This is a genomic window from Oxynema mangrovii CENA135, assembly GCF_016632315.1.
GTDB classification, from domain to species: domain Bacteria; phylum Cyanobacteriota; class Cyanobacteriia; order Cyanobacteriales; family Laspinemataceae; genus Oxynema; species Oxynema aestuarii.
The window spans coordinates 1436116-1449563 of record NZ_JAEOXH010000002.1 but is presented as its reverse complement, the minus strand read 5'-3'; the positions used below and the strand labels follow the sequence as shown (position 1 = coordinate 1449563).

Here is a 13448-nt window from a genome sequence, read left to right as displayed (position 1 = left end):
GGAGAAGATACGATCTAGATTATCGATCGGATCGGGGATTCGCAAACGCCGTGGACGAAGATTGACGGGCCGAGGCGATCTCGGACGGGTTCAGGTCGGCGGCGTTTCCGTCATTTGCGGTAAGGTCAGGGTAAAACAGGTTTTCCAGGCGGAATCCTCGGCTAAGGGAACGCTGGAAACCTCGATCGTGCCATTGAGGTGTTGGACCAAGCATTTCACCAGGGCCAGACCCAACCCCGTACCGCCGATCGCTTGTTGGGTGACCCCCTGACCGCGCCGGAATTTTTCAAAAATATGGGGCAGGTCTTCGGGAGAAATCCCGGCGCCGATATTGGTCAGGGAGAGGATCGCCCGATTGCCATCCGGTTCGATCTGGTGGGTGGCCCTCAGGTAGACCGTGGTGTTGGGGTTGGAGTATTTGCCCGCATTGGTGAGCAACTCGACGAGAATGCGATCGAGGCTGTCCGCATCGGTTTTGAGTTTGAAATAGGTTTTGGCCAAGCCTTTAGGCGCCCGTCGCGGCAGGTCGATTTTGAGGCGCAAGCCTTTATCGGCCCATTTTTGCTCGAAGGGTTCGACCAACGCCGCCAAGATCCGTTTGAGGTCGAGCAGTTCGAGTTTGATGGTGGCGCGATCGGATTCTAACTCTTGCAGTTTGAGTAAGTCTTTAACGAGATTGCTTTCCCGGGACCATTCGGTTTCTAAGATATCTAAATATTTGGCTTGTTTTTCGGGAGGAATCCCCGGCTGACGCAGCATTTGGATGGCGACTTTCATGCTGGTGAGGGGGGTGTTGAGTTCGTGAGAGAGGGTGCTGAGAAACTCATCTTTCATTTGATTGAGTTTTCGCAGTTGTTCGATTTGCTGGCGGGTTTTTTCGTAGAGTTTGCCTTGGACGTCGAGAGAGCGCTGCAATTGGGCGGTTCGTTCTTCGACGAGGGCTTGTACTTGTTGAATGGTTTGGTTTTGGAGAATGGCGGTACTCAGTTGGGCGGCGATCAGTTCGGCTAATTTGAGTTCTTGGGGCAGCCAATCACGGGGGGTGTCGTGTTCGAGGGCGATCGAGCCTAAAATGCGACCGTGACCGAGACTGCCGCCACTAGAAGCGACTAACGGCACGATACACAGGGCCGGAAACCGTTCGGGATCGAAGATCGGCGCCCAGGTCAAATCGGGATGGCGGGCGATCGCGTCGGTGCGATCGGCGATCGTCAGAGGGATCGGGCTTTGGGCGAAGGCTTGCTGGCACCAGAAACAATCGGACAGCCAAAAGGAGCCGACGTTGGGGGTGTAGTTCGGCTCCTCTTCGTCGGAATGGTCCGGTTCCGAGCTTTGACAGGCGACGGTGACTTTGGCGCGCGGCAACGGCGGTAGGGAAATTTCGCCGTCCTGGGGGGAGACCGAGGCACTTTCGCTACCGCGTAGGGAACTGCGCGCGAACGAGCGACTTTTGAAAAAGGGGTCGGTGTATTTCAGCATCAAAATCGAACCCCTGCGGATCTTAAAGGTGCCGATCAAACTGTCGAGGGCTTGCTGTAGGATTCGATCGACGTCCGTCCCGCGATGGATGGCGAGGGTCAGTTCGTGAATCGAGTTTTGATAATGAGTTAACACGTTGACTTGCTGCTGGTAGGCGGCGAGTTCGCGGTTGCGAATGGCTTGTTCGAGTAAAGCCGCCATCGGTTCGGAAACCGCACTGAGTTTTTGCATGTCCGATGCACTCCAAGCAAAAGAAAGGCCGCGCGTTGACGGGTTCATGTCGTCTGCCGATTTTGTGGATATGGGGAGGGAGGAGGCGCAGCGATCGGGCGATCGCAACACCAGCAGGACTCCAGCGATCGCCCCGCGCAACCGAACCCCCATCCCGGACAGTTGCCGGATCGAGTGCGCCGCGACTCCCAGGCGCGCGTCCGTCGTGACGTAGAGATCGCTTTCTCCGATCGCCCGTTCCCAAGGGGTGCGCTCGATCGCCGCGCGCTCCCGTGCCGACAGTCGTCTTGACGAATCGGAGGAATACCAGTAGGTCGCCGTCGGCACGACCTGCTCTCCTGCGCCCGTCGATTGAGGCTCGGCGCCGCCGACGATCAGGGCGGTACAATCCGCATCAAAGGCTTCTCCTACGGTCCGTGCGATGCCATCGAGCGAACTCGGCGGGTCGTGCAGGTCGAGAAGTATTCGGTTAATCAGTTTTCCTAATGGGTCAGACTGAAACTGCTGCATGAATTGAGCTGGAACTTCGGGCGTCACGACGGCGGACACGAAAGGTATGGAAAATGACTCGGCCATTACGTTTAGGCTCTCGATTTCCTCGCTTGACATCTTCCTATTCGGAGTTGGCCCCTACACCCCCGATCCGGCGGGTGACTTCGGCAGCTTTCAACTCCCTGGCGAACCGTCAATGCTTTCCCCTCAATGGCCGTCTCGATTCGCCGATCTGTTCGAGTCCCTCTGGATTGGAAAGGGAATGGGGGAGGCACGGAGGATCCTGATGTCAACCCTATCGGAGAATCTGGGGAGTTTCCATTTTGTCTCAATCTTCCCCTGAATGACGAGTTCCGGACAATGGCGACGCAGAAATGAGCAGTGGCTTGTTGCGAAATGGGATGAGCCGGATGTCCGTCGAAGATTCAATTGGTTTTAGGTTACCCACCACACAGGTCAAGTAACAGGGGGAGGGAAGGGCGGGGGGATACGCCGGAGGCGTCGCTAAGCGCAAGGCGCACGCTGCGCGAACGCGAATGCGCGATCGCTCGTGGGGAATCTCTAGTCTACCCAACTCCGTGCCAATAAGGCACAATTGAGGGCAGAATCTGCTTTTCGTTCGGTAGAAACTCCTTTTGCTCGAATGCCAAACCCATGTTAGCCTCACCACCTTTTGATTATCCTCAAGAATCGAGTGCGATTGTTTTTGCTTGTAAGGGAATTATCTAAATGGGACGAATTTTTATTTCCGCAGGTCATGGTGGCTACGAGAATGGCTCGATCGATCCGGGGGCGATCGCCGGAGGGACGACAGAAGCCCGCGAGATGATTCTCTTGCGGGATTTGATCGTAACCGAACTGCGCTCGAAAGGGGTCGAAGTGCTGGCGGTTCCCGACGACTTGAGCATGATGCAGTCGATTTATTGGATTAACGCGCGCGGCACTCAAAACGATGTGGCGATCGAAATCCACGCCGATGCCTTTGCCAATCCCGCCGGACGCGGCGCCAGCGTTTACTACATTGCCAATAACACCGAACGCAAGAGCCATGCCGAACAACTGTTGATGGCCCTGTTGCGTCGCGTTCCCCAACTTCCCAATCGGGGCGCGAAAGCGGATACCACCACCAGTCTCGGCAGTTTGGCTTTCTGTCGTTCGGTGGCGATCCCTTCCCTGTTGATGGAAGTGTGCTTTTTAACCAATCCCGACGATCGCTATTTACTCCTCAACCGCCGTCGCGATTTTGCGATCGGCATCGCCGAAGGACTCGTCAGCATCTTACGCGGTACGCCGCTTCCGACCCCTTCGCCGCCGACGCCGCCACCCCAGCCCGTCGTCTATCCGCCGATTAATATCAGTATTAACGGTCAAAATTATGGCGAGCAAGGGGTCATTATCAACGGGAACGCCTACATCCCGATCGACTTAGCCGATAGTTTTGGGGTCAATTTATCTCAACTCTCGTCAATTCGACGGGTAACGTATAAAAACATTGTATATATCAAGGCGATCGAGCTGCGCGAATATCAAATTTCCGTCGGTTGGGAAAACGAAACCCGCACGGTGGTCTTGCGATCGATTTTGCAACTGTGTCCGGGATATCTCGATCGGATTATGGGACATGGCAATACCTCGGAAGTCCAACTGCTGATGTTCCTCAAGTCCAATAACGAACAGGCGATCGTCGATTTCCCCGACTTGCCCAACCTCTATCGAGAAGAAGCCAGCATCGAAGGAGTCAACTACGATATCGCCTTCTGTCAAATGTGTCTCGAAACGAACTTCCTCCGCTTTGGCGGCGTCGTCAAACCGATTCAAAATAACTTTGCCGGACTCGGCGATGTCGGCGGCGGACCCGAAGGCGCCTCCTTTCCCAGCGCTCGTGTCGGCGTGCGCGCCCACATCCAACACCTCAAAGCCTATGCGAGCAACGAACCCCTCGTGCAAGAACTCGTCGATCCCCGCTTTCGATTCGTGGCGCGCGGGATTGCGCCGTTAGTCGGACAGTTGAGCGGTCGCTGGGCCGCCGATTTAGACTACGGCACCAAAATTATGGCCTTGTTGCGGCGCCTATACGAATCCGCCGGGATGTTTTGAGTGACTTAGGGGCGATCGCCCCCACGCCCATCTCGCGTTGAAATCCAGCGCCGCTTCTCCCTACACTGGAGACTTGCAACGGGACTGCTGGCTGCAAAGCCGTCGGGGATAGCATCGTCATGTCAATAGCACTACCGTCGCTCGGGAGCGACCCATTCCCACGACGACTTTTGTATAGGGGGCCAGTTACGCTATGGGGGATAAAATCAGCGTCAGCGAGTTAATCCAACTCTACTCCTCGGGGCGCAGAAACTTCCGCAATACCGATCTGAGCGGATCGGACTTAAAACGGGTCAATCTGCGCTGGGCTGACTTGCAAGGCTCTAACTTGCGATGGGCCGAACTCCAAGGCGCCAATTTACAAGAAACCAACTTGCCCTGGGCCGACTTACAACGGGCCAATCTCTCCGATGCGACGTTGCAATATGCCATCCTCAAGGAAGCCAATTTGCGCGGGGCTTGCTTGCAATGGGCCGATTTGCTCGAAGCGGACCTCAAAGGTGCCACCCTGATTAAAAGCGAGCTGCCTTGTGCCAACCTGCGAGGCGCCCGCTTGCGCTTGGCCAAACTCCAGGGGGTCAATCTCGACAAAGCCAATCTCTACGGGGTTGACTTGCGAGTGGCCAACCTCGGCGAGGCCCATTTATGCCATGCAGAAATTCAATATGGCAAGTTGCAAGGGGCGCATTTATGCGGGGCGAATTTAACCGGAGCCAATTTACAACAAGCCAATCTTCAAGGGGCAAACTTGCAAGAGGCGAAGTTAATCGGGACGAATTTAACGGGAGCCAATTTACAACAGGCCAATTTTCAACAGGCCAATCTCGAAGATGCTAAGTTAATTGGCGCTAATTTGGAAGGGGCGAACTTGCAAGGAGCGCGCCTCCCGGCGATCGAAAATATGCAGGGCAGTTATTGGAAAGGCGCTCACATCCAAGGGGTACAATTACCCCGAGGCGAAAAACTCAACAGTGCGATCGCCGCCGATGGGTTCATTCCGGACTTGCGCTCCCTGTCTCCGGTCGAATCGGTCGATCCGGCGGCGATCGCGATCGCCCCGGGGGCCGATCCTTCCGATGCTGCCGCCTTTCCCGCCGATCTCGCCCTCCCGCCAGAGGCCGCCCCAGACCCGGAATCTGCCCATTCGCAGCCGATGGAGGCAGATCGGAACTTCTCGGCATCCGATGTCAGTAAAACTGTCGGGGAGGCGATCGCCCTGCGTCGCGGTCCGCTTCTGTTCCGTCAAACCCTGCTCGCCGCTTATAACGGACAATGTGCGATTACCGGATGCAATGCGGAACCCGCCCTGGAAGCGGTCTGTCTGCTGCCCGACTATCCGGACAACTTACAAGATGCTTCCAGGGGCTTGCTGTTGCGGGCGGATTTGCACAATTTACTCGATTTATCTTTACTGGCGATCGAACCGCACACCCATACCGTTCTCGTCGCCCCCCAACTGCGCCAGACCAGTTACGCCCAACTCCACGGTCAACTGTTGCGCCCGCCCCTCGATCCGAGTTCCGTTCCCAATCGAGAAGCCCTGCAATGGCGTTTCGATCGCTGTCCGTGGATTTGAAGCACTGCCGACGATCGCCCCCGCCTTAGATATACCCGGGGGGTTTCACTAAATAGGTCGCCCATTGCTGCTCGTCGGTCTCTTTATTTTTCTCTAACGGAACCGCCAAACGCCAGGTTTTGCCTTCCCGTTGACGTTGAAGATATAAATCGAAGGGATTGTCGCGCTCGCTAAAACGGCGATCGCCCGTTCGCCCGCTTAAATTGTAGGTGCCTTGCACGTGATAGGTCAGTAAATCCCCTACTTTTAACGGATCTTCTCGCCGGATCTCCACCCGTTCGATTTGATAGTCGGGAAGCCGACCGTCGCCGTCGGCATACTGACTTAAATGTTGTCTCAATTGGGCTTGAGTTTGATTTAATTGCAGGGCGATCGCCCGTTGCACTACGTCGCGGGTCGGCTGAAACCCGCCCACACTAAAACTGACCGTGCAAGCATTGAGCAAGCCGATTAAAACGGCAACGATCGCCAGTTTGACTATTGCTTTCATTCTTCGACCTCCCGCGCCCATCGGTTTCAAAATCGCCTATCTAAAATCGCCCATCAATTTGAGCCGTCCGCATTCAATGTTATCGCTAAAAATTAACCTGCCGTTAATAATAACGTCACCCCAAACAAAGCCACGATCGCGCCGAGTGTCGCCCGGGCCGTCACCCGTTCGCCCATCAAGCGCGCCAGGGCGATCGCGAATAAAGGACTCGTGGCGCTCAAGGTTTGTGCAATGCCTGCGGGAGCAAATTTTAACGACATTTGTTGTAGCCAGATTCCCAAATACGTCCCTAAAAAGGCGGCGATCGCGATCGCGCCGAACAGCCGTGGTGACGTTAACTCAAGCAACGATTGCCGGGTTCGGCGTTCGCGAAGCGGCTCCCTTGGAGCATCGCCGCAACTCAACCATGCCAGCAACACCAGCATCCCCGCACACAAGCGCAATAAACTACTCACCAACGGATCGATCGCCGTTTCCGCTAACGCCCCCCGGGACAGGATCGCCCCGGTCGCTTGCGCCAACGCCGAGATCGCGCCCCAAAGGATCCCGCGTCGGGCCCCTTGACGGTCGGCGGGACTGACCCCGACTCGTTCGGCGATCGCCCAAGCGATCCCCAACATTGTCAGGACAATGCCGAACCACGCCCGAGGACTGAGGGTTTCTCGAAGAACGGCGATCGCCAGTAGCGCACTCAGAGGCGGCGCCAGGGTTTGCAATAACAACGCCCGCCGGGGATCGAGGGCATTGAGTGAGCGAAAAAATGCCGTATCCCCCACGCCAATCCCGATGGCGCCACTGAGTAACAGGGATCCGACGGCGAGGCGATCGAGGTCGGCAACCCAAACCCCTCGGTCTGCGTCGATAGCGCCAAGGGCGATCGCCGTCCCCAAGGTCAGGACGATCGCGATCGCCCCTTTGGCTAAATTCAAAACAAGCGGTGCAATTTGCGCCCCAACTTTGCTGTAAATAACGGACGCTACGGTCCACACCATCGCCGCGCCGAGGGCGGCGAATTCGCCTTGAAATCTCAATTCATCCCTCGCTGCGCCGTTGACTGCATACTCGAACCGGGAACCGAATCGCGATATGGCGGAGCCGTCGCCCGGCGAACGGGGTCGAAATTTTCCGCGATTCGGTCAAATATTGTAAAACAATCTCCAATTCTTTTACAGTTTTTGAAGAACGGTAACAGATGCAACCGTTGGCCCTTTGACAAACTGCTATGAAATATTCACAATCATAAAAAAGACGATTTGTAGGAGGTGGAAATGACCTACACCTTTGACATTTTGGGCATTTCTCCTGTTATTTCTTTCTTTAACCAACAACAAGTGATTGCCGATCGCCCTTCTCCTTGTGGAGTTGAATATCTGGCGACCAATAAATGTACTTTAGATGCGTTTCTCGAATCGGTAGAAACGGTTTCGTCCCAAGCCGAATGGAATTTAGATCGGGTCGTCGAAACGGTGATCGAATTTTGGATGAACAATCCCGATAGTATTTGGTATTGGAAAGAGCGCTTGGAAGATGCGGGCGATCGCAATCTGCTCGTCGGTCGGGTGGCTGAAATGGATTCGTTGCGACATACATTTGAATCTCTGTTTCACGAATAAGATCGATACTTGAAAGTAGAAAAAAGCGATTGAAATCGGTGTCTAAACGAGCTTTTTTCCATGATTTTATCTAACTTTTTTATTCTCTAAGAAATCATCATTCCTGAAACGGCGATCGATTCTAGGCACCCTAGAATCGATCTTTTTTTCGCTCATTTGGCGCGGCGGTTACGGGCGATCGCCCCCCCGATCGGCGATCGTGCCGTCGGGTAACAGTGCGCCTCTCACATCCGTCCCGGCGAGGGCGTCGCGATCGAGGTGCGCCCCGAGCAGATCCGCCCCCAACAACCGGGCGCCTTGGAGGATCGCCCCTTTCAAGCTCGCCCCGCGCAATTGGGCGCGCCGCAAATCCGCATGGCGCAAATCCGCCCCGCGTAAGTCCGCCCGAGTCAGATCCACCCCCGCCAGTCGGGCGCGCTGGAGTCGGGCGCCGAGCAAGCGCACCTCGGGACCGAGCACGTAAACTCCGGCGGCGATCGCGTCGCACCCTTCGGGAAACCGTGTTTCCGCATCGACCAACGCCGCACTCAACTCGGCGTCCTCCAGGTCGCTAGCGCTCAAATCGGCCCCGCGCAGGTCGGCGCGCACCAAATAAGCGCCGTTTAACTCCGTTTCGGTTAATGTCGTCCAGCGCAAGTCCGCCCCCGCCAAATAGGCATCCCGCAAGTTCGCGCGCGCGGCGATCGCGTAAGCCCGCCTCGACTGCGGATCGAAATCCTTGGGAAAGCGAGTCTGCACGTCATAAAGCGCTTCGGCGATTTCCGTCCCGCCGAGATCGGCCCAGCGCAAATCCGCCCCGCGCAAGTCGGCCCCGCGCAGATAAGCCCCGCGCAAATCCGCCCCTTTGAAGTCGGCCCCGCGCAGGTCGGCCCCGCGCAAGTAGGCGGCGCTGAGGTTCGCCTCGCCGAAATGGGCATCGCTCAACTCGGCGCGGGCCAGGTTGACCCCACTCAGGTGAACGCCACTGAGGTTGACTTTGGGGAAGTGGCGATCGCCTTGGGCGTAGCGTCCCAGCAATTCGTTGGGATCGAGGGGAACGGGGACAGCCAGTACGGCGAAGGGGTCGGCGCTGGAGTCGGTCTCTTGGGTTTTGGAATCTATCTGTGTCATCGTTCTCTAAAACTTAAAAGCGATCGCTCATCGTCAAGTGAGCTTTGGCATCGCCATCATCGTTCAAAGCAAATTCCAAGCGCACCGGACCGAAACGAGTTAAAGCGCGCACGCCGACGCCAAAACCGAACCCGTTACCCGGTTTGTTGCGCACTTCGGCGGGTTCGCCCACAACGGTATCGCCGGAACCGAGATCGGTGGCGTAGTCTACGAAGACGGTGCCCCCCAAACGCGACACCAGGGGCACGTTGAGATCTTCGACAATCGGAAAGCGATATTCGGCGGTTCCTTGCACGAAACTGCGCCCGGATCCGACTTCGCCACCGCCGTAACCGCGCACGGAGTTGGTTCCGCCCAAACTAAAAGCGTCGTAGGGGGGAACGTCGCCGATAAAGGTGCCGCCTTGCAGGTTGAAGGCCAAGGTATGGGAACCGAGGGGGACGAATTGGCTGTAACTGGCGCTAATGCGGTTAAAGAGGATTTCTTCTTCGCCGATGGGAACGGACTGCTCGGTTCCCAACCGGAAGCGGTAGCCTTGGGTGGGCCACCAGCGATCGTCTACGCGGTCTTGAGAGGCGGCGAGGCTGACGGTGAGGATGTTGTCGATCCCTTCCTCGTTGAGGGTGAGGCGATTGCCGAATTCGTCTCGGGAAAAGACTTTATCGGTGGCGGCGGCGTTGCGAATGGCGACGCGCTGGTAACCGACTCCGGCGGAGAGGGTGAGTCCGTTTTCGGAGATCGGACGAAAGAGTTCGATTTTACCGCCGAGGCGATCGACGAAGGGGTCGTGGTCGTGAATCAGTTCGGCTTCCGGGTCGCCTTCGCGAAAGACATCTTCGGGTTCGCGGGTGTTGAAGATTTGGACTTGGAAGCCGGGATCGAAGGGATTGCCTTCGGTCCAGGGGTCGGTATAGGTCAATTTGCCGCCGAGGGTGCGTTCGCCGCCTTCGAGGTCGAGTTCGACGCTGTGATGGTTGTCGCCGATCTGGGAAATGTCGAGGTCTAATTTGCCGTAGATGCCTTTGCGAGAACTATATTGCGGCAGGACGAGAAAGGAGACTTGGGGGCCGGGTTCTTCTTCGGTGGCGATTTGGGATTCGTCGATTTGGGCGATCGCCCCACCACGATCGCGCTGCTGGGGAGGGCGATGTTCTCCGGCGACATCGGGGAAACGAGGGCGCAGTGGCAGGCTGACGGATAACCCTTGGGGGTCGTCTCCGGTCAGATCCCGGGCGGAAGGGGATCGGTCGATCGCGGGGGCTTGAGAGACCCTCCCCGAGAGGGGGGGCGCGATCGACCGTCGGCTCTCTCCCAAAGGATCGGCGCTTTGCGATCGCCCTGCTAAGGGACAAGCTAAAACTAAAGCACTGGTGCTGGCGGTCAACGCAAGCCATTCGATCGCGCGACCCACTCCGTTCTTGACGCTCATGCCGTTCACTCCCTCGATGTGTGCTAGATGCGCTTAGCGAATTGATGAGGATACCAAGACTAAGGTTAGCCCACCCCGTCCCTAACTCCTAGCACCCCACGCACAAAATGGAAGCGACCCCTCGCGATCGGGTTCTTAATTCCCCGGGTTGGCTGCCGCTTTCTGTTGCAATTGCAACAGCGATCGCCAATCTTGCACCGCTTGTTCCGGCCACATCCAATTTTTCCCGAGAGCGTCCGGCTGGAAGGCCGTAGGCTGTGTAAGCAGGATATATTGACGCTGTTCTATAGCCCGACTCAACAGCTTCTCTTGCTGGGGTAGCGATTGAGTTCGGGCTAATTTCATCTCTACTAACGCCAACCCGGCATAAGCGGTGAGGGCTTCGGGACTTTCTAAGGGAGTGGTTATCGCCCCGGTTGCGGTTAAAGCGGCGATCGGCTGACCCCCTTGGTTAACCGGAGAGGTGTCCACGGGTAAGTTTTCAAGGGACTTGAGCGCTTTGAACCAATTGATCTGCGCCTGTTCGAGTTGGCCGTCGGCATAGTACGCGAAGGCTAAAGCATTGCGATAAGCCGGGTATTGAGGTTGTTGTTCCACGGCCCGTTGCCAATAACGGCGCACGTCGTCCAAGCTGTATTTGGGATCGCCCACGTGCAAGGACTGCCACGCCAGACGACCGCGCAGGAAGTTGATCCTCGGTTCGTCTTGTTGCTGGGGCGGTACTGCGGCTAAGGCGGCGCTGGCATGAACGAGGGCGCTGCGTTCGGGTTTGAGCAGTTCCTCGATCGCCGCTTGAGCCTCCAACAGTTGGCCTCGATTGAACTGTTCGATCGCCAATCCGGCAATGTCCCGACTCGGTGCGGTAGAAAGGTTGGTTTGCACCAATTCCGGGGAGAAGTGTTGGGGTAAGTCGAGCGGTTCGTAGGGGAGGAACTCGCCCGGTTGCGGTTCGTTGTCGTTGCCTTGTTTGTAGGCAGTCCAGCCCCCGAGCAGGGCGATCGCCAGCACCCCCAACGAGGCGATCGTGGCGACCCCTTTCGACTTCCAAAACGAGGACTGGCACCAGCGTAAAGAGAGTGCGGGACGCGGGCGCTTTGGCTCCGGTTCCTTCGGCGTTGGCGCCGGGGCGACGGCGGCGGCAGCTTTCCCCTCACTGCCCGACACGACGACAATTTCCCGAAATAAATTCTGGATGTCGGCGGCGGATTCGTCGTCCTCTTTGGCCAGATCCCGACACACCGCGTCTAAATCTTCCTCTTCTTCCGGTTCGAGATCGGCCTCGCCGTATTCTAGAGGTGCCAGTTCGTGGCGATCGTCCTTGTCTTTCAAGGCCAGCCCGGACATCGGTGGTGAGGTTGCCTCCTCGGGCGCCTTTCCTACTGCCGTTGGCCGTTTTTGGAGGGGCACATCCCTTCCCGTGGTCTCGCTGCCATTTTGGGACACCAGATAGCCGTCAAACTCGGGATGCAGGTACAGTACGGGCAAGGCCCAATACAGTTGGCCGGAACCGTAGGTCGAGATCAACCCCTGTCGCGCCCGATTCAGACTCAAATCGACGGGATAACCTTGTTTGATATTGCGATAGAACAAGCGGGTCAAAATCAGGGCAACGTCGTCGGGAATCCGTTCCGCCATCGCCAAGACGCCGGGAATGCCGCGCCGGACGAGGACTTCGGCGAGGGTGCGCCCTTCGCTGCCGTTGCCGAGTTCTAAGTCAGTGGCACTGTGGGATCCCCGACAGGAGTTGAAGACGGCCATGCGAATGCCGTTGTTGACCAGCAATCCGGCTAAGTCGTCCCCGGTTAAAAATTCGGTCAAGCCCGTTTTGTCGTTGACGAGGTAAAGTTGTCCCCCACCTGCGGCAACGGTGCTATGTCCGGAGTAGTGAAAGACTTGATATTGGTTTTGTTCTAAAGCTTGGGTGAGTTTTTCGCGATTCGGTTGTTCTAATAGGGTCAGTTCGATTTTCGGCGGTTTGCCCCGTCCGGGGGTACCGCCGCGCCACTGTTTTTGCAATTCCTCACGCAGGTGCATGGCTTCTTGTTTGAGCGCGAGGTTGTCGCGGTCCGTCGGCGCCGAGAGCACCATTAAGATTCTCAAGGGTTCTCCCGTGGGATGGGGAAGATTGAGAGAGGCGCAGTTGGGTTGATAGCGGGAAAAGACGATATCTTTCCCGGTGGCGATCGGTCGGAGGTCTTCGTGGAGGACTTCCCACGGCAGCCGTGGCAGTTTGTCCCCTTTGACGCCCAAGCGCAATCGCAACAGGTTGCCTCGGTTGTGAGCGATCGCCTGGGCGTTACTGAGGCGATCGCGCAAGCTCCCTTGAAACAATTGCTCGTACAATTGCTGCCCGAAATCGACGAGGTTGGGCGATACTCCTGGGGAGTCGCCGTGCGAACGCCCCATCCCGGGAATCGAGGTGTATCCCTCTGATTGTCCCCCTCGGACGTTTCGCGTCGATCGCTTTTCCCTCACCGGACCGACGACCCCGCGCCGCAGCAAGCCGACGAGGGGATCGTCCATCAGGTAGGCGGCTTCTTGCAACCATTGTTCTACAGGCCAGATCACTTGTTCTTCAGCCGGAAGGACGCCTTTAGGCGAGTGTTCCGTGCGGACTAAAAATCGATCCTCCCCGAACGGGGTTACGGAAATATGTAATTCCTCAAATTGATGGGTCACAGCTTCACTGCACTCCTGCTCGCTCCTCAAATGGTCTTGGGTTCGTTCGCACCCCGAATCGATATTCACCCCGAAATCTGTTGCTCGACGCCGATCGTGACCTGTCCGATCTCTGTATTAATTATTGTCTACACCCCGAACGTGAGAATTTTCTGAGTCGGCCAGTTCTCAAACAGACCTCTGGTGCGTTCGCACGGCGACGCCGGAGGCGTGTCGCGGGATCGTCGCTCCAGTTCTGTCCTTTTCCATTCG

Annotated in this window: 9 protein-coding genes; 3 read left to right on the top strand and 6 right to left on the bottom strand. The window is 56.9% G+C overall.

What is annotated here, in order from left to right:
* Positions 1-90: 90 nt before the first annotated feature.
* On the bottom strand, positions 91-2286 hold the full coding sequence (locus tag JJD41_RS19835; RefSeq protein ID WP_200669185.1) for a GAF domain-containing sensor histidine kinase: 2196 nt from the start codon (positions 2284-2286) through the stop codon (positions 91-93).
* A gap of 645 nt (positions 2287-2931) precedes the next feature.
* Here JJD41_RS19835 and tftA point away from each other — a divergent pair.
* Both tftA and JJD41_RS19825 read left to right on the top strand, forming a co-directional pair.
* Positions 2932-4299 carry a hormogonium tapered terminus morphoprotein TftA gene (gene tftA / locus JJD41_RS19830; RefSeq protein WP_200669184.1) on the top strand — a complete coding sequence of 456 codons (1368 nt, stop codon included), beginning with the start codon at positions 2932-2934 and terminating at the stop codon, positions 4297-4299.
* Between the two features lie 193 nt (positions 4300-4492).
* Positions 4493-5875 (top strand): pentapeptide repeat-containing protein, encoded by a 1383-nt coding sequence (locus JJD41_RS19825; protein ID WP_200669183.1) that lies wholly within the window; start codon positions 4493-4495, stop codon positions 5873-5875.
* Positions 5876-5900: 25 nt separating this feature from the next.
* Here JJD41_RS19825 and JJD41_RS19820 read toward each other — a convergent pair whose 3' ends face one another.
* The gene (locus tag JJD41_RS19820; RefSeq protein WP_200669182.1) at positions 5901-6365 is read right to left on the bottom strand and encodes a hypothetical protein; all 465 of its coding nucleotides are present in this window, start codon (positions 6363-6365) and stop codon (positions 5901-5903) included.
* A 92-nt stretch (positions 6366-6457) separates the two neighbouring features.
* Complete coding sequence (locus JJD41_RS19815) at positions 6458-7396, bottom strand: DMT family transporter (RefSeq protein ID WP_234488930.1); 939 nt, start codon at positions 7394-7396, stop codon at positions 6458-6460.
* 237 nt (positions 7397-7633) lie between these two features.
* Between JJD41_RS19815 and JJD41_RS19810 the strand changes: the two genes are divergently transcribed.
* The gene (locus tag JJD41_RS19810) at positions 7634-7978 is read left to right on the top strand and encodes a hypothetical protein (protein ID WP_200669181.1); all 345 of its coding nucleotides are present in this window, start codon (positions 7634-7636) and stop codon (positions 7976-7978) included.
* A 168-nt stretch (positions 7979-8146) separates the two neighbouring features.
* Here JJD41_RS19810 and JJD41_RS19805 read toward each other — a convergent pair whose 3' ends face one another.
* The 3 genes from JJD41_RS19805 to JJD41_RS19795 all read right to left on the bottom strand — a co-directional run bounded on the left by JJD41_RS19805 (position 8147) and on the right by JJD41_RS19795 (position 13265).
* Positions 8147-9088 carry a pentapeptide repeat-containing protein gene (locus tag JJD41_RS19805; RefSeq protein WP_200669180.1) on the bottom strand — a complete coding sequence of 314 codons (942 nt, stop codon included), beginning with the start codon at positions 9086-9088 and terminating at the stop codon, positions 8147-8149.
* 13 nt (positions 9089-9101) lie between these two features.
* Positions 9102-10517 carry a BamA/TamA family outer membrane protein gene (locus JJD41_RS19800; RefSeq protein WP_200669179.1) on the bottom strand — a complete coding sequence of 472 codons (1416 nt, stop codon included), beginning with the start codon at positions 10515-10517 and terminating at the stop codon, positions 9102-9104.
* Between the two features lie 135 nt (positions 10518-10652).
* On the bottom strand, positions 10653-13265 hold the full coding sequence (locus JJD41_RS19795; protein WP_370583895.1) for a CHAT domain-containing protein: 2613 nt from the start codon (positions 13263-13265) through the stop codon (positions 10653-10655).
* Between the last annotated feature and the right edge of the window lie 183 nt (positions 13266-13448).